This is a genomic window from Kitasatospora sp. NPDC005751 (assembly GCF_040630835.1).
Lineage (GTDB): Bacteria > Actinomycetota > Actinomycetes > Streptomycetales > Streptomycetaceae > Kitasatospora.
Window position 1 is genome coordinate 140,442 of record NZ_JBEXYC010000003.1, and the last position, 21,526, is coordinate 161,967.

Consider the following 21,526-nt stretch of genomic DNA (forward strand, 5'->3'; position numbering starts at 1 on the left):
GAACCGATCGCATGGGTGCTCACATGGTTTCCACCGACCAGCCGACCGAAGCGGCCGAGGTGCCGCCGGCCGGCCAGGGCCCGCGGCCCTCCGACACCGGGACGGCCAAGCGCCAGGTCCCGTCCTTCCTGGTGATCGGGGTCCTGAGCACCCTCTTCTACCTGCTCCTCTACGTGGTGGCCCGGCGCTTCGTCGACCCCCAGGCGGCCAACCTCATCGCGCTCGCGGTGAGCGCGGTCGCCAACACCGCGGCCAACCGCCGGTTCACCTTCGGGATCACCGGCAAAGAGGGCGCGCTGCGTCACCAGCTCCAGGGCGCGGTGGCCTTCCTGATCGGCCTCGGTCTGAGCTCCGGGGCGCTGGCGCTGCTCGACCTGGCCGCGCCGAACGCCTCGAAGGCGGTCGAGGTGGCCGGGCTGATCGCCGCGAACGGTCTGGCGACGGTGGTCCGGTTCCTGCTGATGAAGGTCTGGGTCTTCAGGGAGAAGTGACCCCGGGCGGCTTCGGCGGCGGCTGGGACGGCGTCCGGGGCTGCCGCGGCGGTGCCGGGGGCCGGGGCCCGCGCCCGGCGGCCCGCCGCCGCTGCCCCGGGGTCCAGGACCGCAGCCGCAGCGCGGGCGCCTCGACGAGGTGCCAGGAGAGCGCCGCCAGCAGACCGGTCACGGCCAGCGCGCCGGCCAGGAAGCCGAGCGGACCGAAGCGGGCCGCGCCGGTCAGCGCCAGCGCCTGCTCGACCGGGAAGCCGAAGACGTACACGCCGTACGAGTAGTCGCCGCGCACGCCGATCGCCCGCCAGCGGCGGGGGAGCGCCGACGCGGCCCAGAACAGCAGATAGACCAGCGCGGGGACGCCGAGCACCGCGAAGCCGCCCCAGCGGGCCGAGCCGGTCAGGACGAGCGCGGCGGTCAGCGCCAGGGCGTCGTGGAGCGGGATCCGCTCGGCGTAGAGCCGCAGCACGCCGCCGAGCAGGAAGGCCAGGCCGAGGGTGGCGGCGAGGTGGAAGGTGACCAGGCCCAGCAGCGGGAGCGCCACCCCGGGCCCGCCCGCCGGGGGCACCTCGGCCGGGAGGTCCACGGCGCCGCTCGCGACCAGGAGCCAGAGCGCGAGCGCCGCCGAGGCGACGAACGCCCGCCGGCGCAGTAGCCCCAGGGCGGCCAGCAGCCCCGCCGCCAGGTAGCAGAGCAGCTCGTACTTGAGCGACCAGAGGGCGCCGTTGAGGCTCCGGTCGAAGTTGGTCCCGCTGCGGACGCCCTCGGCGATCACGCCCGAGACGTCCCAGCCGGTGGTGGGCGCGGCACTGCCGAGGCTGGTCAGATAGCTCAGCGGACCGTCCGGGCGGGTCCAGAAGCCGCCCAGGGTGCCGTGCTGCCACCAGTACAGGGCGGGCATCAGGACGGCGGCCGAGAACAGCAGCGAGCCGCCGAGGCCGGGCCCGATGCGCAGGGCCCGGTGCCAGAGGTAGCGGCCGGGCGGGAGCCGCCGGGCGCTCTCGGTGATCACGAATCCGGAGAGTGCGAAGAACCCGAGGACGGCGGCCTTGCCGAGGTCGGTCTGCCGGCCGCTCCAGAGCCAGAGCGGATCGGGGCGTCCCCAGCCGAGCGGGAAGACGTGCGAGACGACGACGGTGGCGGCCAGTAGGAGGCGGAGCGCGCCGAGCCCGTTCGCCCGGTCGTCGAGGATCCGCGCGAGGGTGCCGCGCGGGCGGAGCACTGCTGGTCGGCTGATGGCTCCCCCCGGCGGATCGGCCGGGCGGCGCCCGCGGTCGTCGCGGACGCCGCCCCGTGGTGGCGTGCGGTGCTCGTCGGACGAGGGGGCCGGGGCCCTACGCCTGCGGAGCGGCGATCTGGGCCTCCCAGAGGTCGCGGACGGCCTCGCGCAGGGTGCGCCGGGGCTCCCAGCCGAGCCGCTCCCGGGCGACGGTGATGTCGAGCTGCTGCCACTCCGTCTCCGGGCCGGTGCCGTCCGGCGCGGGGACCTCGGTGATCTCGGTGGGCACCCCGCTCTCCTCGATCAGCAGCTCGACCAGCAGCCGGGCGGAGGACGCGGCGCCGGTGCCGATGTTGACCACCGGCGGCACGTCCGGGCGGACGGCGGCGAGCAGCACGGCGTCCAGGGTGTCGCCGAGGTCGACGAAGTCGCGCTGGGCGGTGAGCGGCTGCAGCGAGAGCTGAGCGGTCTCGCCGGCCCGGCGGGCGGCGTCCAGCTTGGCGGCCATCACACCGAGCAGGCTGTGACCGGGCTGGCCGGCGCCGACCACGTTGCCGAGCCGCAGCGACACCGCGTCCAGCCGGCCGGCCTCGACGGCGCGGACGACGGCCTCGGTGGCGGTGAGCTTGAGCTTGCCGTACTCCATCACCGGCGCGGCGGGGTCGCTCTCGCGCTGGCTGGTGCCGACCGGCGCCATGCCGTACTCGTGCACGGTGCCGAGGTGGACCAGGCGGGCGGGGGAGGCCATCGCGCAGACGGCCTCGATCAGCCGGTCCACCAGGACCACGTTGGCCTGGTACATCTGCTCGTCGTTCAGGCCCCACATGCCGCCGGCCGCGTTGACGACGGTGTCGATCCGCTCGCGGTCGAGCAGCGCGGTGAGGTCGGCGGCGGCGTCGGAGGAGATGTCGAAGGCGACGAACCGGCCGGGCGCCGGTACGGCCGGGGCCTTGCGGGCGAGGCTGACGACCTCGGCGCCCTGCTCCAGCAGGCGGGCGCCGACCACGCGGCCGATGAAGCCGGTGCCGCCGAGGACGGCGACCCGGGAGGGGGCCGGGTGCGGTGCGGTCATGTGCGGTGACTCCCTGGGGCGGTGATGGGCCCGGGACGGTGACGGGCCCGGGACGGTGGCGGCTGGGTCAGCGGGGGCGGGCGGCGGTGCTGGTGGCGTTGCGCAGCAGGGCCTTCGCCCCGTCCCACTGGCCGGCGCGCATCGCGCCCGGGACCAGGGTGAGGGCGTGGATCCGGGCCGAGAGGTGCATCCGGGAGGCCTTGGCGGCCCGCGGCCAGCCGTGCGCGTCCAGGCGGTCGGCGGCGTCCAGGAAGTACCGGCGGGCCTCGGTGAACCGGGTGCCGCTGTAGGCGGACTTCGAGGAGATGCTGACGGTGTGCCGGCGGTACTGGAACGCCCGGACGTCGTCGACGACCATGTGCTCGCCGGCCTGGAGCAGGTCGATGACGAGCGCGAGGTCCTGGATGATCTCCAGGTTGTCGCGGAAACCGGTGGTCCGCACGGCCTCGGTGCGCCAGCAGATCGACGGGAAGTACAGCCAGTTGCCCTTGAGCAGGCTGACCGCGAGCTCCTCGCCGCCCCGCAGGGTGCGGCCCTGCTGCTTGGGCGCGTAGATACGGCGCTTGGCCTCGTCGGCCAGCGAGCTGGTCGGCTTCCCGTCGCCGTCGATCACCTGGACGCCCGGCTGGATCATCGCGACGCCGGGGTACTGGGCCAGGATCGAGCGGATGGTGGCGACGTAGTTGGGCAGCATGATGTCGTCGGTGCCCATGAACATCATGTACTCGTACTCGGCCATGCCCAGGCACTTGCGGTAGTTGCCGGTGACGCCGAGGTTCTGCTCGTTCCGGAAGTACCGCACCCGCGGGTCGCCGAGCTCGGCGAACCACTCCGGGACGCCGGGCTCCCGGCCGTCGTCGACGACGGTCAGCCGCCAGTCGGGATCGCTCTGCGCCAGCACGCTGCGGACCGCGGCCTGCATCAGTGCGACGTCGCCGTAGTACGGAAGCAGGATTTCCAGAGTGGTCATGGTGGAGGGCACATCCGCTGGTCTGAGTCGGGGCCGGGTGCGGGGCGAGGACCCCGCGGCGGGCCCATCATACTGAGCCGGTCGGCGGCTCCCGCCGGGGCGGACGACGATGCCCGGGCCCGCGCCGGAGGGCGGCGGGCCCGGGCATCGGGCGGTTCAGCGGGTGCGCAGGCTCTCGGTGAAGGCGAGGCACTTCTCGTAGTCCGGCAGCAGGCCGGTGGCGAGCGCCTCGGCCAGCGAGGGCGCGGCGTCGTCCCGGGCGGACAGCTGCGGGGCGTCGGTGGGCCACTCGATCCCGAGGTCCGGGTCCAGCGGGTGCACCGCGTGCTCACCGGTCGGGTTGTAGGTCTCGGAGCAGACGTAGGACAGCGTGGCGTCGTCGGTCAGCGCGCAGAAACCGTGGCCGAGGCCCTCGGGGATGTAGACCGACCTGCGCTCGGCGTCGTCCAGCCGGACGAACTCCCAGCGGCCGAAGGCGGGGGAGCCCACCCGCAGGTCCACGATCACGTCGAGCACGGCGCCGCGCACGCAGCTGACGTACTTGGCCTGGCCGGGCGGGACGTCGGCGAAGTGGATGCCGCGCACGACGTCCTTGGCGGACACCGACAGGTTGCCCTGGGCGAACTTCAGCGGGTGGCCGACCACCTCTTCGAGCCGGTCGAAGCGGTACCACTCCATGAACAGGCCGCGCGGGTCGCCGTGCTGCTGCGGGGTGACCTCGAAGGCGCCGGGGATCGAGAGCTCACGGAACTTCACCGGGCCGCCTCCTCTTCGAGCAGCGCGATCAGGTAGTCGCCGTAGCCGCTCTTGCACAGCGGCTCGGCCAGCTCGCGCAGCTGCGCGTCGTCGATCAGGCCGGCCCGCCAGGCCGCCTCCTCGATGCAGCCGATCTTGAAGCCCTGGCGCTCCTCGATGACCCGGACGAACTCGGAGGCCTGCACCATCGACACGAACGTGCCGGTGTCGAGCCAGGCGGTACCGCGGTCGAGGATGGTGACGTGCAGCTCACCGGTCTTGAGGTACTCCTCGTTGACCGCGGTGATCTCCAGCTCGCCGCGCGCGCTCGGGCGCAGGCCGGCCGCGATCTTGACCACGCGGTTGTCGTAGAAGTACAGGCCGGGCACCGCGTAGCGGGACTTGGGCTGGGTGGGCTTCTCCTCGATGGAGATGACCTGGCCGTTGTCGTCGAACTCCACCACGCCGTACGCGGTCGGGTCGGCGACCGGGTAGGCGAACACCATGCCGCCCTGCGGCGCGGTGCGCTGCGCGAGCCGGGTGCCGAGGCCGCTGCCGTGGAAGATGTTGTCGCCGAGGATCAGCGCGACGGGCTCGTCACCGATGAAGTCGGCGCCGAGCACGAAGGCCTGGGCGATGCCCTCCGGCTTCTCCTGGACGGCGTACTCCAGCTTGAGGCCGAACTGGGAGCCGTCGCCGAGCAGCCGCTGGAACTGCTCCTGGTCCTGCGGGGTGGTAATGATCAGGATCTCGCTGATGCCCGCCATGACCAGGGTCGACAGCGGGTAGTAGATCATCGGCTTGTCGAAGACGGGGAGGAGCTGCTTCGAGACTGCTCGGGTCAGCGGCCACAGTCGTGACCCGGTGCCGCCCGCCAAGAGGATTCCACGCATGCGCGCAGCTTATGTGAGGTTCGGAGCCCGCCGCTGACCCGGGGCGAGGGCCCCGGGGCACACCGGTAGACTGCCCGCACTATGCGCATCCTCGTCACCGGCGGCGCCGGCTTCATCGGTTCAGAGTTCGTCCGCCAGCTGCTCGGCGCCGACGCAACGGATCAGATCACCGTCTTCGACAAGCTCACCTACTCGGGCGTCGAGGCCAACCTGGCGCCCGTCGCCGGTCACAGCGGCTACTCCTTCGTGCGTGGCGACATCTGTGACGCGGAGGCCGTCGACCAGGTCATGCCCGGCCACGACGTGGTCGTCCACTTCGCGGCCGAGTCGCACGTGGACCGCTCCATCGAGGGCGCCGGCCCGTTCGTGGTCACCAACGTCCTGGGCACCCAGGTGCTGCTGGACTCGGCCAAGAAGCACGGCGTCGGCCGCTTCGTCCACGTCTCCACCGACGAGGTCTACGGCTCCATCTCCGAGGGCTCCTGGACCGAGGAGTGGCCGCTGGCGCCCAACTCCCCGTACTCGGCGTCGAAGGCCGGCTCGGACCTGCTGGCGCTCGCCTACCACCGCACCCACGGCATGGACGTGGTGGTCACCCGCTGCTCCAACAACTACGGGCACTACCAGTTCCCGGAGAAGGTCATCCCGCTGTTCACCACCAACCTGCTGGACGGCAGGAAGGTGCCGCTCTACGGCACCGGCGGCAACATCCGGGACTGGCTGCACGTCTCCGACCACTGCCGCGGCATCGAGCTGGCCATGCGCAAGGGCCGCTCCGGCGAGGTCTACAACATCGGCGGCGGCACCGAGATCACCAACAAGGAGCTCACCGAGCTGCTGCTCCAGGCCGCCGGCGCGGACTGGTCGATGGTCGAGCCGGTCGCCGACCGCAAGGGCCACGACCTGCGCTACTCGCTGGACATCACCAAGATCAGCGAGGAGCTCGGCTACGCCCCGCAGGTCCGCTTCGAGGACGGCCTCGCCGCCACCATCGCCTGGTACCGCGAGAACCGCGCCTGGTGGGAGCCGCTGAAGGCCAAGGCCACCCTGCGATGACGAACCCGGTGGCCAAGCTGCTGGGGGCGCTGCCCCCCGGTGTGCGGCTCGTCGCGGGGGGCACCGTGGTCCTCGGTGTCTCCTCGTACATCTTCCTGGCCCTGGCCGGGCACAGCTTGGACACCACCCAGGTCGCCGGCGTCTCGATGCTCTGGACCGTGGTCATGTCCGTCGGGTACGGGCTGTTCTCGCCGGTCGAGCTGGAGCTGACCCGCCTGGTGGCCGCCCGTGACGTGGCGGGACAGGGCCCCGGACCGGCGATCCGGCGGGTCCTGCTGGTCACCGCCGGGGTCCTGGTGGCGGTGCTGGCCGTGATCGCGGCCGCCGCCCGGCCGATCGCGGACCGCTTCTTCTCCGGCGACCTCGGCCTGGTGGCCGGCCTGGGCGGCGCCCTGGTCGGTCTGGCCGTGAGCTCGGTGGCCCGCGGGGCACTGGCCGGCCTGGGCAACTTCGGCGCGTACGGCATGCAGCTCGCCGTCGACGGCGGGCTGCGGATCGGGCTCGCCGCGCTGATCCCGGTGTTCGGCGCGCACTCCGCGTTCGCGTTCGCGCTGATCCTGGTCGCCGCACCGCTCGCCGCCTCGGCGATCGGGATGCGTTCGGTCCTCGCGGACCGGCGCGGCGGTCCGGCCCCGGTCTGGCGCGACGTCGTCACCGGGCTCGGCCTGCTGACCGGTTCGACGCTGCTGGCCCAGCTGATGGTCAACGCGGCCGTGGTCAGCGTCGGCGTGCTCTCGCCGTCCTCCAAGGCGCTGATCGCCGCCCTGCTGAACGCCGTGGTGCTGGCCCGGGTGCCGCTCTTCGCCTACGCGGCGATCCAGGCCTCCCTGGTCTCCTCGCTCTCCGGCGCCGCCGCGGCCGGCAACCACGGGGAGTTCCGCAAGGTCCTGCTGCGCACCGGCGGCATCGTGGTGCTGATGAGCGCCGCGGCGGGCCTGCCGACGGTGATCCTCGGCCCCTGGGCGATCCGGCTGTTCTTCAAGGCGCAGGACGTGCTGGGTTCGGTGGACTTCCTCTGGCTGGCCCTCGGCACGCTCTGCTACATGCTGGCGACCGTCTTCGGCCAGGCCCTGCTCGCGCTCGGGCGCCACCAGCGCCAGCTGCTCTCCTGGCTGGCCGGTTCCGTGGTGCTGGTGGCCGTCACCCTGGTACCCGGGGCGATCGCCACCAGGGTCGAACTCGCCTACCTGGCTGGTGCGGCGGTCAGCGCTGCTGCCATGCTGTGGGCGCTGGCCCGCTCGCTGTCCGCCCCGGCCCGGCCCGTGGCGGAACACCGGGCACCACTGGCGGCGCACCAGTCGTCGGAGGTATGACGCCCGTTCGCCGGGCCCACAGCCGGCGGCGGCGGGACGTTCACGCCGCGCCTTTAATATGTGATTACCCTTGGCCACGCCACTGCCGCTGAAAGGCGCCTCCAGTCGTGCATCTCACCGTCATCACTTCGATCACCGGCGTGCTGGTGCTCGTCTACATCCTGGAGTTGCTGCGCCGACAGCAGCTCCGGGAGAAGTACGCGGCTATCTGGCTCGCGATCGGCGTCGTCGTGGCGCCGCTCGGGTTCTTCCCGACGATCCTCGACTCGACCGCCCGCCGGCTCGGCATCGCCTCCGGCGTGAGCCTCGTGCTCTTCGCGGGCTTCGTCCTGGTCCTGATGGTCTCGCTGCACCTGAGCTGGGAGGCCTCCCGGCTGGAGGCGGAGACCCGGACCCTGGCCGAGGACGTCGCCATGATGCGGGCCCACCTGGCCGAGCACCACGGGTACCCGATCGCACGCAGCAGCAACGACGCCGGCAAGGCGACGGACTCCGGGGTGACGGCATGATCGACGGCAAGCGGGTTCTGATCATCCTCCCCGCCTGGAACGAGGCGGAGGGTCTGCCCAAGATCCTCCACGAGATCCAGCAGAAGCTCCCCGGCGTGGACACCCTGGTGGTCGACGACGGCTCCGTGGACAACACCGCCGCCGTGGCCGCCGCGGCCGGCTCCCGGGTCGCGCAGCTGCCGTACAACCTCGGTGTCGGCGGCGCCATGCGGTTCGGCTACCGCTACGCGCACCTGCACGGCTACGACGTCGCCATCCAGTGCGACGCCGACGGCCAGCACGACCCCGCGTACGTGCCGGCGCTGCTGGAGAAGCTCCAGGAGGCCGACCTGGTCATCGGCGCCCGGTTCGCCGGCCAGGGCAGCTACAAGGTGCGCGGCCCGCGCAGCTGGGCGATGAAGCTGCTCTCGGTGGTGCTGTCGAGGGTCACCCGGACCCGCCTCACCGACACCACCTCGGGCTTCAAGGCCTGCAACAAGCCGATGATCGAGTTCTTCTCGCAGTGGTACCCGGTCGAGTACCTGGGCGACACCATCGAGAGCATGGTCGGCGCCGCCCGCTGCGGCTTCGTCATCCGGCAGGTCCCGGTGGCGATGCGCGAGCGGACCACCGGTACGCCCAGCGCCTCCCCGATCAAGGCGACGATCTACCTGGCCCGCGCCGGCCTGGTGCTCCTGCTCGCGATGATCCGCCGGATGCCCAAGCACCTGAAGACCATCGAGCCCGCCACCCGCACGGCGGCGGCGAACCGGCGCGAGCTGGTCGGCAAGGCCTAGCGGTACCGCGATCGACACGACTCCGGCGGTCGGCCCCACGGGCCGGCCGCCGGTGGTCGTCGGGGCACCTCCGCCGCGTGCCGCTAGGCTGAGCGCTGCGCGGAGTGTGCTATGGGTGCCGGGTCCACCGCAGCGGTGAGGTCCCGGCACGTGCCGCGGGCCGGGGCGCCCGGGCACGGGCCCTCCGCGAGTTGTTAGCGTGACCTCCACCATCGAACGGGCCGGGCGGCCTGCCGGATCCACCTCAGAGCCGGGCTACCAGGGGAAGAGTCGGAGTTCAGTGCAGACTTCAGCAGAGACCGTCGACGAGCAGCTGGACGGTGTCCAGGGGACGAGACGGGTCGGCGCCTCGCGGTCGGCGGGTCTGGCGGCCCGGGCGGTGCGGCGGTTCGAGGAGGCCCGCGGGCGGCGCTGGTTCTGGCCGGCCGCGCTGGTGGCCGGGTACGCCGCGGAGGTGCTCTTCCGGCTCGTCCTCGTCCGGCACATGAGCTACCCCTCCGTCCACGCGGACGAGGACGGGTACCTGGTACTGGCCCGCGTGCTGGCCGGTCGGCCGACCACCGAGATGCCGGTCGGCGTGGTGATCCCGGGCGGCTACCCGCTGCTGATCTCCCCGGCGTTCCGGATCGCCGACGACCCGGTCATGGCCTACCACCTGATCATGGGGATCAACGCGCTGCTGAACGCGCTGGTCTTCCCGCTGGCCTACCTGGCGCTGCGCCGGCTCGGTCTGCGCCGGCTGCTGGCGTACGTCTTCGCCGGGGCCACCGCGCTGCTGCCGCCGGTGATCTTCTACTCCGAGTTCGTCATGTCGGACACCGTGCTGCCGGTGCTGATCCTGGCCTGGCTGCTCTGCATGCACGGCTGGCTGAGCGAGGGCCCGGTCAAGCACCGCTACTGGTACGCGGCCGGCACCGGCGCGGCCGCCGCGTACACGATGGCCACGCACGACCGCGGCGGTGTCGTGGTGGCGCTCACCGGAGTGGTCCTCGTCGGCGTCCTGGTGCTGCGCTGGGCCCCGTGGCGCACCACGCTGGTCGGCCTGGGCGCGCTCGGCGTCGGTTCGGTCGGCGCCAAGGCGCTCTCCTGGTGGCTCGACCGCCAGTTCACCGTCGAGCCGAGCAAGGTCGGCAGCTACCTGATCGACGGCCTGAAGAACCCCGACATCCTGCAGCGCACGCTGACCAGGACCACCGGGCAGATCTGGTACTTCATCGTCTCCACCTGGGGGATCGGCGGCCTGGCGGTCGTGGTCTGCCTGTTCGCGCTGTTCAGCGGCCGCTTCCCGCGCCCGCACCGGATCGTCGGCGGCGTGATGGTCGCCCTGCTGGTCGGCACCGCGCTCGCCTCGGCCGCCGCCCTGCCGGACGACGCCCGCATCGACAACTGGGTCTACGCCCGCTACGTGGCCTACCTCGTCCCGGTGGCCTTCGTGGCCGGGGTCGCGGTGCTCGCCCGGTTCAGCCTGCGCAACGTCGTCCTGACGGTGGCGGGCTCGGTGGTGCTCACCCTCGTCCTCGCCAAGCTGGTGATCTGGTCCGCCGGCAAGCTGCTCCACACCCAGGTCTTCATCGGCTGGGGCATGCCGGACGTGACCTTCCTGGCCGCCGACTGGTCCAGGCTGAACATGATGCGCTCGACCGCCGCGGCGTTCATCATCCTCGGCGCCGTCGCCCTGATGCTGGTGGCCGGCGGCCGCCGGGTGCTCTGGGCGGTCGGCCTCTCGCTCGCGCTGTTCGCCGGGTTCGCCACCGCGACCATCACCGAGCAGGTCGCCTACCCGCACTCGGACTGGCGCAAGCCGCTCGCGACGGGCTTCACCAAGGCCGCCGGGATCAAGCCCAAGGACAACCTGGTGCTCGCCTGGGACCTCGACGGCAGCCTGCGGATGGCCCAGGCCTTCGAGGTCTACGACGGCCGGGTCTGGTACCTGGACCCGCGCTGGCAGCCCGTCCCCGCCGCGGCGACCGCGATCGTCACCCCGCTCGCCGAGGAGGGGAAGGCGCCGGAGTCCTACTGGAAGGAACATCCGGACGAGTGGTACGTGGAGCGGACCAACAAGCAGCAGGGCTGGATGATCTGGCGCAAGCGCTGAGCGACCGGACGCGCCGGTTGACCGTGCGCACCGGGTGACCGGACGCGCCGGTTGACCGGGACGGACCCCATCGGGGCCGGCGGGGGAGATCCCCGCCGGCCCCGATTGGCTTTGTCGCTGCTCCATGTGGCAGTATGTCCAAGTTGCTCGGTTGAGTGCCGATGCTACGCGCCTCCCGCCGGGAGGACTGGAAGCGAGTCCCATGTACTCGTCGTTCCCGTGATGGCCGTTCATGTGTTCACGTGAGGTATGTGGACGCAGTGGTGTGAAGGCGACACCGCGGCAGCTGCGGGGCGGACGTACGGGAATCTTCCGGGAAGCGTGGGCGGGGCCTCGATCCGGCGCCTGGTGGATGCAAGACCTCACCGATCCGTAGGAAATCCGCAGAGGGAAACCTCTTCGCGGACTTTTTGCAAGCGACAGGGCGACACGCCCGACCGCGTGGGTCGGAGGAAACCATCCACAGGCACCACCGGACACAGTCCACCTGGATGAATCCGGCCGTAGAAGCAGCAGACGACACAAAGGACTACTGAGTAGCCATGGCGGGACAGAAGATCCGCATCCGGCTCAAGGCCTACGACCACGAGGTGATTGACTCCTCGGCGAAGAAGATCGTCGAGACCGTCATTCGCACTGGTGCGCAGGTCGCGGGCCCGGTGCCGCTGCCCACTGAGAAGAACGTGTACTGCGTCATCCGCTCGCCGCACAAGTACAAGGACTCGCGCGAGCACTTCGAGATGCGCACTCACAAGCGTCTGATCGACATCCTCGACCCCACGCCGAAGACGGTTGACTCGCTGATGCGTCTCGACCTGCCGGCTGGTGTCGACATCGAGATCAAGCTCTGAGAGGCACACCGAAGATGGCTAAGCAGATTAAGGGCATCCTGGGCGAGAAGCTCGGCATGACCCAGGTCTGGGACGAGAACAACCGGATCGTTCCGGTGACCGTCGTCAAGGCTGGGCCCAATGTCGTGACCCAGGTCCACACCGCCGACAGCCCGGCCGGCTACGACGCCGTCCAGATCGGCTTCGGCGAGATCGACCCCCGCAAGGTGAACAAGCCCCTCGCGGGTCACTTCGCCAAGGCCGGTGTCACCCCGCGCCGGCACCTGGTCGAGCTGCGTACCACGGACGCGTCCGAGTACACGCTGGGCCAGGAGATCACCGCCGAGCTGTTCGAGGCGGGTGTCAAGGTCGACGTGACCGGCACCTCCAAGGGCAAGGGCTTCGCCGGTGTCATGAAGCGCCACAACTTCCGGGGCCTCGGCGCCGGTCACGGTGTGCAGCGCAAGCACCGCTCGCCCGGCTCGATCGGTGGCTGCGCCACCCCGGGTCGTGTGTTCAAGGGCGTACGGATGGCCGGCCGGATGGGCCACGAGCGCGTGACCACCCAGAACCTGACCATCCATGCCGTTGACGCGGAGAAGGGGCTGCTCCTGATCAAGGGCGCAATCCCGGGCCCGAACGGCGGCCTCGTCCTCGTCCGCACCGCGGCGAAGGGGCTGTGAGGATATGAGCACCATTGACATCCTGTCGCCCTCGGGCGACAAGACCGGCAGCCTTGAGCTGCCGGCCGAGATCTTCGACGCGAAGGTCAGCGTTCCGCTGATGCACCAGGTCGTCGTGGCGCAGCTCGCTGCGGCCCGTCAGGGCACCCACAAGACCAAGACGCGTGGCGAGGTCCGCGGTGGCGGCAAGAAGCCGTACCGCCAGAAGGGCACCGGCCGCGCCCGTCAGGGCTCGACCCGCGCGCCGCAGTTCGCCGGCGGTGGCGTCGTGCACGGTCCCGTGCCGCGCGACTACTCGCAGCGGACCCCGAAGAAGATGATCGCCGCCGCCCTGCGCGGTGCGCTCACCGACCGGGCCCGCCACAACCGCATCCACGTCATCACCGACGTGACCGCGACCGAGGCGCCGTCGACCAAGGCCGCCAAGAGCCTGTTCGGCAAGATCACCGAGCGCAAGAACGTCCTCCTGGTCGTCGAGCGCGCGGACGAGCTGGGCCTCAAGTCCGCTCGTAACCTGCCGCACGTGCACATCCTGGACGCCGGCCAGCTGAACACCTACGACGTGCTCGTCTCCGACGATGTGGTCTTCACCCAGGCCGCCTTCGAGCGTTTCGTGGCGGGTCCCGCCGCGTCCGCCAAGGCCGTGGCTGCTGAGGGCGAGCTCGAAGGGAGCGCCGCCTGATGGCTGCAGAGATCACGAGCAAGACGTTCACGGACCCCCGTGACGTCCTGGTGAAGCCGGTCATCTCGGAGAAGAGCTACTCGCTCCTCGACGAGAACAAGTACACGTTCGTCGTGTCGCCCGGTGCCAACAAGACCCAGATCAAGCAGGCCGTCGAGACGGTCTTCTCGGTCAAGGTCGAGTCCGTCAACACGCTCAACCGTCAGGGCAAGCGCAAGCGCTCCAAGACGGGCTTTGGCAAGCGCAAGGACACCAAGCGCGCCATCGTGACGCTGGCTGAGGGCAACCGCATCGACATCTTCGGTGGTCCGGTCTCCTAACGGAGATCGTGATCGTCGATAAGGACGAGGACGAGAGAGCCAAATGGGCATCCGCAAGTACAAGCCGACTACGCCGGGCCGTCGTGGCTCCAGCGTGGCCGACTTCGTAGAGATCACGCGGTCCACGCCGGAGAAGTCGCTGGTTCGCCCCCTGCACAGCAAGGGCGGCCGTAACAACGCCGGTCGGATCACCGTTCGCCACCAGGGTGGCGGTCACAAGCGCGCCTACCGCGTGATCGACTTCCGTCGTCACGACAAGGACGGCGTGCCGGCCAAGGTCGCGCACATCGAGTACGACCCGAACCGCACCGCGCGCATCGCGCTCCTGCACTACGCGGACGGCGAGAAGCGCTACATCATCGCGCCGCGCGGCATCGCGCAGGGCGACCGGGTCGAGAACGGCCCTGGCGCCGACATCAAGCCCGGCAACAACCTGCCGCTTCGCAACATCCCGGTCGGTACCACCATCCACGCGGTGGAGCTGCGTCCCGGCGGCGGTGCCAAGATGGCCCGCTCCGCCGGTGCCGGCATCCAGCTGCTGGCGCGTGAGGGCAAGATGGCGCACCTGCGCATGCCCTCCGGTGAGATCCGCCTGGTCGACGCGCGCTGCCGCGCGACGGTCGGCGAGGTCGGCAACGCCGAGCAGTCGAACATCAACTGGGGCAAGGCCGGCCGTATGCGCTGGAAGGGCGTTCGCCCGACCGTGCGTGGTGTGGCCATGAACCCGATCGACCACCCGCACGGTGGTGGTGAGGGTAAGACCTCCGGTGGTCGCCACCCGGTCTCGCCGTGGGGCCAGAAGGAGGGTCGTACCCGTCGCCCGAAGAAGGCGTCGGACGCTCTCATCGTGCGCCGCCGCAAGACCAACAAGAAGCGCTAGGAGCAGGTCAGATGCCGCGCAGTCTCAAGAAGGGCCCCTTCATTGACGGCCACCTTCTCAAGAAGGTGGACGCTCAGAACGAGGCGGGTACCCAGAACGTCATCAAGACCTGGTCCCGTCGCTCCGTGATCTTCCCGGCCATGCTCGGCCACACGATCGCGGTGCACGATGGCCGCAAGCACGTCCCGGTGTTCGTCACCGAGTCGATGGTCGGCCACAAGCTCGGCGAGTTCGCGCCGACGCGTACCTTCCGCGGTCACGTCAAGGACGACCGCAAGTCGAAGCGTCGCTAGTCGCCAGCGAGATTACCGACTCAATGACTTACACCAGCAAGGGGACAACCATGGAAGCCAGGGCCCAGGCGCGGTACATCCGCGTCACGCCCATGAAGGCCCGCCGCGTGGTGGACCTCATCCGTGGCCTGAACGCCACGGAGGCCCAGGCGGTCCTGCGTTTCGCTCCGCAGGCCGCTACCGTGCCGGTCAGCAAGGTGCTCAACAGCGCCATTGCCAACGCCGCGCACAACTACAACCACTCCAACGTGGACGACCTCGTCATCAGCGAGGCGTACGTTGACGAGGGCCCGACCCTGAAGCGGTTCCGTCCGCGTGCCCAGGGCCGTGCCTACCGGATCCGCAAGCGGACCAGCCACATCACCGTGGTCGTCAGCAGCAAGGAAGGGACCCGGTAATGGGCCAGAAGGTTAACCCGCACGGGTTCCGCCTCGGCATCAGCACGGACTTCAAGTCCCGCTGGTACGCCGACAAGCTGTACAAGGACTACGTCAAGGAAGACGTCGCCATTCGTCGCATGATGACGAAGGGCATGGAGCGCGCCGGCATCTCGAAGGTTGAGATCGAGCGCACCCGCGACCGCGTCCGCGTCGACATCCACACCGCGCGCCCCGGCATCGTCATCGGTCGCCGTGGCACCGAGGCCGACCGCATCCGCGGCGACCTGGAGAAGCTGACCGGCAAGCAGGTCCAGCTGAACATCCTCGAGGTCAAGAACCCCGAGCTGGACGCCCAGCTCGTGGCTCAGGGCGTCGCGGAGCAGCTGTCCTCCCGCGTCTCCTTCCGCCGTGCCATGCGCAAGTCGATGCAGGGCACCATGAAGTCCGGCGCCAAGGGCATCAAGGTCCAGTGCTCCGGTCGTCTCGGCGGCGCCGAGATGAGCCGTTCGGAGTTCTACCGCGAAGGCCGTGTGCCGCTGCACACCCTGCGCGCGAACGTCGACTACGGCTTCTTCGAGGCCAAGACGACCTTCGGCCGTATCGGCGTGAAGGTCTGGATCTACAAGGGCGACGTCAAGAACATCGCCGAGGTCCGCGCTGAGAACGCCGCTGCCCGCTCGGGCAACCGTCCGGCCCGTCCCGAGGGTGGTCGTCCCGCCCGCGGTGGCGAGCGCCGTGGTGGCGAGCGCGGTGGCCGTGGCCGTCGTCCCGCCGGCACCGAGGCTCAGGCCCCGGTCGCCGCCGAGACCCCGGCTGCCGAGAACACCGGAACGGAGGCCTGACCCAAATGCTGATCCCCCGTCGGGTCAAGCACCGCAAGCAGCACCACCCGAAGCGCCGCGGCGCCTCCAAGGGTGGCACCGAGCTCGCCTTCGGCGAGTACGGCATCCAGGCCGTTACCCCGGCCTACGTGACGAACCGGCAGATCGAGTCCGCTCGTATCGCCGTCACCCGTCACATCAAGCGTGGCGGCAAGGTCTGGATCAACATCTACCCGGACCGTCCGCTCACCAAGAAGCCGGCCGAGACCCGCATGGGTTCCGGTAAGGGTTCGCCCGAGTGGTGGATCGCGAACGTGCACCCGGGTCGGGTCATGTTCGAGCTGTCGTACCCCAACGAGAAGGTGGCTCGTGAGGCGCTGACCCGCGCAGCTCACAAGCTCCCGATGAAGTGCCGGATCATCCGGCGCGAGGCAGGTGAGAGCTGATGTCGGCCGGCACCAAGGCTGCTGACCTCCGCGAGCTGGACAACGAGGGTCTCGTTGCCAAGCTCCGTGAGGCCAAGGAGGAGCTGTTCAACCTCCGCTTCCAGGCGGCGACCGGGCAGCTCGACAACCACGGACGGCTCAAGCTCGTCCGTAAGGACATCGCGCGGATCTACACCCTGATGCGCGAGCGCGAGCTGGGCATCGAGACGGTGGAGAACGCCTGATGACTGAGAACACCAACGAGACGCGCGGTTTCCGCAAGACCCGTGAGGGCCTCGTCGTCAGCGACAAGATGGACAAGACCGTCGTCGTCGCCGTCGAGGACCGCGTCAAGCACGCTCTGTACGGCAAGGTCATCCGCCGTACGAACAAGCTGAAGGCGCACGACGAGGCGAACGCCTGCGGCATCGGCGACCGGGTCCTCCTCGCGGAGACCCGCCCGCTGTCCGCGACGAAGCGCTGGCGCGTCGTCGAGATCCTCGAGAAGGCCAAGTAACGAAGTCGATGTGGTACGGCCGTATGTGCAACGGGTCCCTCGCGGGCGCCGGTGTGAGCAGCGGCCGGCCCGTCAGCTCTCGTTGACGATCAGGAGAAAGCTGTGATCCAGCAGGAGTCGCGACTGCGTGTCGCCGACAACACGGGCGCGAAGGAAATCCTTTGCATCCGCGTTCTCGGTGGTTCCGGTCGCCGCTACGCCGGTATCGGGGACGTCATCGTCGCGACCGTCAAGGACGCGATCCCCGGCGGTTCGGTCAAGAAGGGTGACGTCGTCAAGTGCGTCGTCGTCCGTACCGTGAAGTCGCGCCGCCGTCCCGACGGTTCGTACATCCGGTTCGACGAGAACGCCGCCGTGGTTCTCAAGAACACCGATGGTGACCCCCGCGGTACCCGCATCTTCGGCCCGGTGGGCCGCGAGCTGCGCGACAAGAAGTTCATGAAGATCATCTCGCTGGCGCCGGAGGTGCTCTAACCCATGGCGAACAGCATGAAGATCAAGAAGGGTGACCTGGTCCAGGTCATCACCGGCAAGGACCGCGGCAAGCAGGGCAAGGTCATCCAGGCCATGCCCGCCGAGAACAAGGTCCTGGTCGAGGGTGTCAACCGGGTCAAGAAGCACACCAAGCCGGGCCCGGGTACTCAGGGTGGCATTGTCACCGTCGAGGCCCCGGTGCACGTCTCCAACGTCCAGCTGGTCGTGGAGAAGGACGGCAAGAAGGTCGTCACCCGCGTTGGCTACCGCTTCGACGACGAGGGCAACAAGATCCGCGTTGCCAAGCGAACCGGTGAGGACATCTGATGTCTGAGACGTCTGTTGAGAAGGTGACCCCCCGTCTCAAGGAGCGTTACAACTCCGAGATCAAGGGTCAGCTGCAGGAGCAGTTCTCGTACGAGAACGTCATGCTGACGCCCGGCCTGGTCAAGGTCGTCGTCAACATGGGTGTCGGCGAGGCCGCCCGTGACAGCAAGCTGATCGAGGGCGCGATCCGCGACCTGACCGCGATCACCGGTCAGAAGCCGGCCGTGACCAAGGCTCGTAAGTCCATCGCGCAGTTCAAGCTGCGCGAGGGCCAGCCGATCGGCACCCACGTCACCCTCCGTGGTGACCGCATGTGGGAGTTCCTGGACCGTCTGGTGTCGCTGGCTCTGCCGCGTATCCGTGACTTCCGTGGTCTCTCCCCCAAGCAGTTCGACGGCCGTGGCAACTACACCTTCGGTCTGACCGAGCAGGTTATGTTCCACGAGATCGACCAGGACAAGGTCGACCGTCAGCGCGGTATGGACATCACCGTCGTGACCACCGCTCAGACCGACGACGAGGGCCGGGCGCTCCTGCGCGCTCTGGGCTTCCCGTTCAAGGAGGCGTGAGCCAATGGCGAAGAAGTCCCTCATCGCAAAGGCCGAGCGGAAGCCGAAGTTCGGCGTCCGGGCCTACACCCGGTGCCAGCGCTGCGGTCGCCCGCACTCGGTGTACCGCAAGTTCGGCCTGTGCCGTGTGTGCCTCCGTGAGATGGCGCACCGCGGCGAGCTGCCGGGCGTGACCAAGAGCTCCTGGTAGTCCTCTTCCCTTAGAGGGCAACCGCTCTAGTCGCATCACGCGAAGCAGGGTGCCCGATCCCACACCGCCCGTTTTTGGGCTCCCGTACGGAATCCCGTAAGGTAGTGGGGTCGGGCCCCCTGTCACGGTCGCTCCGTAGCGGCCGCTGACCCTCTTCGAGGGCTCGCACCCAGACTTACTACGTCGCAGGTCCCCTGCGCCTGTGCCCCGTGTTCCTCAGGAACACGGGGGACCTGGTGCGGAGAAACCACGGCGAGAGAGGCCTGAGGCCATCATGACCATGACCGACCCCATCGCAGACATGCTCACGCGTCTGCGTAACGCTAACTCGGCGTACCACGACTCCGTGGCGATGCCGGCCAGCAAGATCAAGGCGCACGTCGCCCAGATCCTGCAGCAGGAGGGGTACATCTCCTCCTACAAGGTTGAGGAGCCCGTCGAGGGCGAGGTCGGCAAGAAGCTGACCATCGAGCTCAAGTTCGGTCCCAACCGTGAGCGCTCGATCGCTGGCATCAAGCGGATCAGCAAGCCGGGCCTGCGGGTCTACGCAAAGTCCACCAACCTGCCGAAGGTGCTCGGCGGCCTGGGCGTGGCGATCATCTCCACGTCCTCCGGTCTCCTCACCGACAAGCAGGCAGCCAAGAAGGGCGTAGGCGGAGAAGTTCTCGCCTACGTCTGGTAATTCGGGAAACGGAGGTACAGCAATGTCGCGCATTGGACGGCTGCCCATCCCGGTTCCCGCCGGCGTGGACGTCACCATCGATGGCCAGGCGGTCTCGGTGAAGGGCCCCAAGGGCTCCCTCACCCACCATGTCGCCGCGCCGATCGAGATCGGCAAGGGCGAGGACGGCACGCTGCTCGTCACCCGCCCCAACGACGAGCGTCTGTCGAAGGCCCTGCACGGCCTTTCCCGCACGCTGGTGGCGAACATGATCACCGGCGTGACCGCGGGCTACCGCAAGTCGCTGGAGATCAGCGGTGTTGGCTATCGAGTCCTGGCGAAGGGCTCCAACATGGAGTTCCAGCTCGGCTACAGCCACCCGATCCTGGTCGAGGCCCCGGAGGGCATCACCTTCGTCGTCGAGTCGGCCACCAAGTTCCACGTGGACGGCATCGACAAGCAGAAGGTCGGCGAGGTCGCCGCGAAGATCCGCAAGCTGCGCAAGCCCGACCCGTACAAGGCCAAGGGCGTCAAGTACGCGGGCGAGGTCATCCGCCGCAAGGTCGGAAAGAGTGGTAAGTAAGCGATGAGCGTCTCTGTCAAGATCGGCAAGGGCAACGCCTACAAGAGCGCCGCTCGCAAGCGCCGCGCGATCCGCGTTCGCAAGCGCGTCGTCGGCAACGAGGTGCGTCCGCGCCTCGTTGTGACGCGCTCGAACCGTCACATGGTCGCCCAGGTCATCGACGACGCCAAGGGTCACACCCTGGCGTCGGCGTCCACCCTCGACGTGTCCATCAAGGGCGTCGAGGGCGACAAGACCGAGCTGGCCAAGAAGGTCGGGAGCCTGGTCGCCGAGCGCGCCAAGGCCGCCGGCATCGAGTCGGTCGTCTTCGACCGCGCGGGCAACCGGTACGCAGGCCGCATCGCCGCTCTGGCCGATGCTGCCCGTGAGGCCGGGCTCGACTTCTAAGCCGCTCGTCGGCTCAGTCGACGGACGTAATCGAGAGAGGTAATTCCAATGGCTGGACCCCAGCGCCGCGGTAGCGGCGCCGGCGGCGGCACCGGCGGTGGCGAGCGGCGTGACCGTAAGCGTGACGACCGGGGCAATGCCCCCGCCGTCGAGAAGACCGCTTACGTCGAGCGCGTCGTTGCGATCAACCGTGTCGCCAAGGTTGTCAAGGGTGGTCGTCGTTTCAGCTTCACCGCGCTGGTCGTGGTGGGCGACGGTGACGGCACCGTAGGTGTCGGTTACGGGAAGGCGAAGGAGGTTCCGGCCGCCATCGCCAAGGGTGTTGAGGAGGCCAAGAAGAACTTCTTCAAGGTCCCCCGTATCCAGGGCACCATCCCTCACCCGATCCAGGGCGAGAAGGCTGCCGGCGTCGTGCTCCTGAAGCCGGCTGCCCCCGGTACCGGTGTTATCGCCGGTGGCCCGGTGCGTGCCGTGCTCGAGTGCGCCGGTATCCACGACATCCTGTCGAAGTCGCTCGGCTCCGACAACGCGATCAACATCGTGCACGCCACGGTGGCCGCTCTGAAGGGCCTCGTGCGCCCCGAGGAGATCGCCGCCCGTCGTGGCCTGCCGCTGGAGGACGTGGCTCCCGCCGCTCTGCTGCGGGCTCGTGCTGCAGGGGTGAGTGCCTGATGGCTCGCCTGAAGATCACGCAGACCAAGTCCTACATCGGCAGCAAGCAGAACCACCGCGAGACGCTGCGCTCGCTGGGTCTGAAGCGCATGCACGATGTGGTCGTCAAGGAGGACCGTCCCGAGATCCGCGGGATGGCCCAGACCGTGCGTCACCTCGTCACGGTCGAGGAGGTGGACTGATTATGGGCGACTCGCCGATCAAGGTTCACAACCTGCGTCCCGCCCCGGGTGCCAAGACCGCCAAGACCCGTGTCGGTCGTGGTGAGGGCTCCAAGGGTAAGACCGCCGGTCGTGGTACCAAGGGCACCAAGGCCCGCTACCAGGTTCCGCAGCGCTTCGAGGGTGGCCAGATGCCGCTCCACATGCGCCTGCCGAAGCTGAAGGGCTTCAAGAACCCGTTCAAGATCACGTTCCAGGTTGTCAACCTCGACAAGCTGGCCGAGCTCTACCCGCAGGGTGGCGAGGTCACTGTCGAGGACCTGATCGCCAAGGGCGCGGTTCGCAAGAACTCCCTCGTCAAGGTGCTCGGCACCGGCGAGATCTCGGTCGCGCTGCAGGTGACGGTCGACGCCGTCTCCGGCTCCGCCGCCGAGAAGATCACCGCCGCCGGCGGTACCGTCACCGAGCTCGTCTGAGCCCGCTGACTCCCCACGAGCCCCGCACCTCCTTCACGGAGGTGCGGGGCTCGTGCGTTGTCCCGGTGG

General features: G+C 69.4%; 32 protein-coding genes. 27 read left to right on the forward strand and 5 right to left on the reverse strand.

The window, feature by feature from the left end:
- Positions 1-23: 23 nt before the first annotated feature.
- Positions 24-491 carry a GtrA family protein gene (locus ABZ497_RS04995; protein WP_359803475.1) on the forward strand — a complete coding sequence of 156 codons (468 nt, stop codon included), beginning with the start codon at positions 24-26 and terminating at the stop codon, positions 489-491.
- On the opposite strand, the gene ABZ497_RS05000 is transcribed toward ABZ497_RS04995, so the two are convergent.
- The 5 genes from ABZ497_RS05000 to rfbA form a co-directional block, all read right to left on the reverse strand.
- The gene (locus ABZ497_RS05000) at positions 478-1,710 is read right to left on the reverse strand and encodes an acyltransferase family protein (RefSeq protein WP_359803477.1); all 1,233 of its coding nucleotides are present in this window, start codon (positions 1,708-1,710) and stop codon (positions 478-480) included. The genes ABZ497_RS04995 and ABZ497_RS05000 overlap by 14 nt on opposite strands.
- 112 nt (positions 1,711-1,822) lie before the next feature.
- A complete protein-coding gene (locus ABZ497_RS05005) occupies positions 1,823-2,779 on the reverse strand; it encodes an NAD(P)-dependent oxidoreductase (protein ID WP_329488137.1) in 957 nt (318 codons plus the stop codon).
- A 67-nt stretch (positions 2,780-2,846) separates the two neighbouring features.
- Entirely contained in the window at positions 2,847-3,749 is a 903-nt protein-coding gene (locus ABZ497_RS05010) for a glycosyltransferase (RefSeq protein ID WP_329488136.1), read from the reverse strand.
- A 156-nt stretch (positions 3,750-3,905) separates the two neighbouring features.
- Positions 3,906-4,505 (reverse strand): dTDP-4-dehydrorhamnose 3,5-epimerase, encoded by a 600-nt coding sequence (rfbC, locus tag ABZ497_RS05015; RefSeq protein WP_329488135.1) that lies wholly within the window; start codon positions 4,503-4,505, stop codon positions 3,906-3,908.
- Positions 4,502-5,377, reverse strand: a complete 876-nt coding sequence (gene rfbA / locus ABZ497_RS05020) for a glucose-1-phosphate thymidylyltransferase RfbA (protein ID WP_329488133.1) — start codon at positions 5,375-5,377, stop codon at positions 4,502-4,504. Before rfbA ends, rfbC begins: the two co-directional genes overlap by 4 nt.
- Positions 5,378-5,458: 81 nt before the next feature.
- On the opposite strand from rfbA, the gene rfbB reads away from it, so the two are divergent.
- The 26 genes from rfbB to rplO all read left to right on the forward strand — a co-directional run bounded on the left by rfbB (position 5,459) and on the right by rplO (position 21,457).
- Positions 5,459-6,433, forward strand: coding sequence for a dTDP-glucose 4,6-dehydratase (rfbB, locus tag ABZ497_RS05025; protein WP_329488132.1), 975 nt, complete (start codon positions 5,459-5,461; stop codon positions 6,431-6,433).
- Positions 6,430-7,746: a hypothetical protein gene (locus tag ABZ497_RS05030; protein WP_329488131.1), complete on the forward strand. Its 1,317-nt coding sequence runs from the start codon at positions 6,430-6,432 to the stop codon at positions 7,744-7,746. Before rfbB ends, ABZ497_RS05030 begins: the two co-directional genes overlap by 4 nt.
- A 107-nt stretch (positions 7,747-7,853) precedes the next feature.
- Positions 7,854-8,255 (forward strand): DUF2304 domain-containing protein, encoded by a 402-nt coding sequence (locus ABZ497_RS05035; protein WP_329488130.1) that lies wholly within the window; start codon positions 7,854-7,856, stop codon positions 8,253-8,255.
- Positions 8,252-9,031, forward strand: a complete 780-nt coding sequence (locus ABZ497_RS05040; protein ID WP_329488129.1) for a glycosyltransferase family 2 protein — start codon at positions 8,252-8,254, stop codon at positions 9,029-9,031. The genes ABZ497_RS05035 and ABZ497_RS05040 overlap by 4 nt, the downstream gene beginning before the upstream one ends.
- 280 nt (positions 9,032-9,311) lie before the next feature.
- Positions 9,312-11,126, forward strand: coding sequence for a phospholipid carrier-dependent glycosyltransferase (locus ABZ497_RS05045; protein ID WP_359803482.1), 1,815 nt, complete (start codon positions 9,312-9,314; stop codon positions 11,124-11,126).
- A 542-nt stretch (positions 11,127-11,668) separates the two neighbouring features.
- Entirely contained in the window at positions 11,669-11,977 is a 309-nt protein-coding gene (rpsJ, locus tag ABZ497_RS05050; RefSeq protein WP_012785157.1) for a 30S ribosomal protein S10, read from the forward strand.
- Positions 11,978-11,991: 14 nt separating this feature from the next.
- Entirely contained in the window at positions 11,992-12,639 is a 648-nt protein-coding gene (rplC, locus tag ABZ497_RS05055) for a 50S ribosomal protein L3 (protein ID WP_327677876.1), read from the forward strand.
- A 4-nt stretch (positions 12,640-12,643) separates the two neighbouring features.
- Positions 12,644-13,321: a 50S ribosomal protein L4 gene (gene rplD / locus ABZ497_RS05060; RefSeq protein ID WP_329488126.1), complete on the forward strand. Its 678-nt coding sequence runs from the start codon at positions 12,644-12,646 to the stop codon at positions 13,319-13,321.
- The gene (gene rplW, locus ABZ497_RS05065) at positions 13,318-13,641 is read left to right on the forward strand and encodes a 50S ribosomal protein L23 (RefSeq protein ID WP_352286400.1); all 324 of its coding nucleotides are present in this window, start codon (positions 13,318-13,320) and stop codon (positions 13,639-13,641) included. The genes rplD and rplW overlap by 4 nt, the downstream gene beginning before the upstream one ends.
- Positions 13,642-13,684: 43 nt before the next feature.
- On the forward strand, positions 13,685-14,521 hold the full coding sequence (gene rplB / locus ABZ497_RS05070; protein WP_327677872.1) for a 50S ribosomal protein L2: 837 nt from the start codon (positions 13,685-13,687) through the stop codon (positions 14,519-14,521).
- An 11-nt stretch (positions 14,522-14,532) separates the two neighbouring features.
- On the forward strand, positions 14,533-14,814 hold the full coding sequence (gene rpsS / locus ABZ497_RS05075; protein WP_030055821.1) for a 30S ribosomal protein S19: 282 nt from the start codon (positions 14,533-14,535) through the stop codon (positions 14,812-14,814).
- A gap of 50 nt (positions 14,815-14,864) precedes the next feature.
- The gene (gene rplV, locus ABZ497_RS05080; protein WP_329488124.1) at positions 14,865-15,212 is read left to right on the forward strand and encodes a 50S ribosomal protein L22; all 348 of its coding nucleotides are present in this window, start codon (positions 14,865-14,867) and stop codon (positions 15,210-15,212) included.
- Positions 15,212-16,036 (forward strand): 30S ribosomal protein S3, encoded by an 825-nt coding sequence (gene rpsC, locus ABZ497_RS05085; RefSeq protein ID WP_327677868.1) that lies wholly within the window; start codon positions 15,212-15,214, stop codon positions 16,034-16,036. Before rplV ends, rpsC begins: the two co-directional genes overlap by 1 nt.
- A gap of 5 nt (positions 16,037-16,041) precedes the next feature.
- A complete protein-coding gene (gene rplP, locus ABZ497_RS05090) occupies positions 16,042-16,461 on the forward strand; it encodes a 50S ribosomal protein L16 (RefSeq protein ID WP_030393299.1) in 420 nt (139 codons plus the stop codon).
- Positions 16,461-16,685, forward strand: a complete 225-nt coding sequence (rpmC, locus tag ABZ497_RS05095; RefSeq protein WP_063348970.1) for a 50S ribosomal protein L29 — start codon at positions 16,461-16,463, stop codon at positions 16,683-16,685. The genes rplP and rpmC overlap by 1 nt, the downstream gene beginning before the upstream one ends.
- Positions 16,685-16,957, forward strand: coding sequence for a 30S ribosomal protein S17 (rpsQ, locus tag ABZ497_RS05100; RefSeq protein WP_030055826.1), 273 nt, complete (start codon positions 16,685-16,687; stop codon positions 16,955-16,957). The genes rpmC and rpsQ overlap by 1 nt, the downstream gene beginning before the upstream one ends.
- Before the next feature lie 102 nt (positions 16,958-17,059).
- The gene (gene rplN / locus ABZ497_RS05105) at positions 17,060-17,431 is read left to right on the forward strand and encodes a 50S ribosomal protein L14 (protein ID WP_030393301.1); all 372 of its coding nucleotides are present in this window, start codon (positions 17,060-17,062) and stop codon (positions 17,429-17,431) included.
- A gap of 15 nt (positions 17,432-17,446) precedes the next feature.
- A complete protein-coding gene (gene rplX / locus ABZ497_RS05110) occupies positions 17,447-17,758 on the forward strand; it encodes a 50S ribosomal protein L24 (protein WP_030055828.1) in 312 nt (103 codons plus the stop codon).
- Positions 17,758-18,327: a 50S ribosomal protein L5 gene (gene rplE, locus ABZ497_RS05115; RefSeq protein ID WP_030300393.1), complete on the forward strand. Its 570-nt coding sequence runs from the start codon at positions 17,758-17,760 to the stop codon at positions 18,325-18,327. The genes rplX and rplE overlap by 1 nt, the downstream gene beginning before the upstream one ends.
- 4 nt (positions 18,328-18,331) lie before the next feature.
- Positions 18,332-18,517: a type Z 30S ribosomal protein S14 gene (locus tag ABZ497_RS05120; RefSeq protein ID WP_030393303.1), complete on the forward strand. Its 186-nt coding sequence runs from the start codon at positions 18,332-18,334 to the stop codon at positions 18,515-18,517.
- 274 nt (positions 18,518-18,791) lie between these two features.
- Positions 18,792-19,199, forward strand: a complete 408-nt coding sequence (gene rpsH / locus ABZ497_RS05125) for a 30S ribosomal protein S8 (RefSeq protein WP_031063036.1) — start codon at positions 18,792-18,794, stop codon at positions 19,197-19,199.
- Between the two features lie 22 nt (positions 19,200-19,221).
- Positions 19,222-19,761, forward strand: coding sequence for a 50S ribosomal protein L6 (gene rplF, locus ABZ497_RS05130; RefSeq protein ID WP_329488120.1), 540 nt, complete (start codon positions 19,222-19,224; stop codon positions 19,759-19,761).
- 3 nt (positions 19,762-19,764) lie between these two features.
- Positions 19,765-20,148 carry a 50S ribosomal protein L18 gene (gene rplR, locus ABZ497_RS05135; protein WP_359803488.1) on the forward strand — a complete coding sequence of 128 codons (384 nt, stop codon included), beginning with the start codon at positions 19,765-19,767 and terminating at the stop codon, positions 20,146-20,148.
- A 48-nt stretch (positions 20,149-20,196) separates the two neighbouring features.
- Entirely contained in the window at positions 20,197-20,820 is a 624-nt protein-coding gene (gene rpsE, locus ABZ497_RS05140) for a 30S ribosomal protein S5 (protein WP_030055834.1), read from the forward strand.
- Entirely contained in the window at positions 20,820-21,002 is a 183-nt protein-coding gene (gene rpmD / locus ABZ497_RS05145) for a 50S ribosomal protein L30 (protein WP_030300409.1), read from the forward strand. Before rpsE ends, rpmD begins: the two co-directional genes overlap by 1 nt.
- Complete coding sequence (gene rplO / locus ABZ497_RS05150) at positions 21,002-21,457, forward strand: 50S ribosomal protein L15 (RefSeq protein WP_329492137.1); 456 nt, start codon at positions 21,002-21,004, stop codon at positions 21,455-21,457. Before rpmD ends, rplO begins: the two co-directional genes overlap by 1 nt.
- The last annotated feature ends 69 nt before the right edge of the window (positions 21,458-21,526 follow it).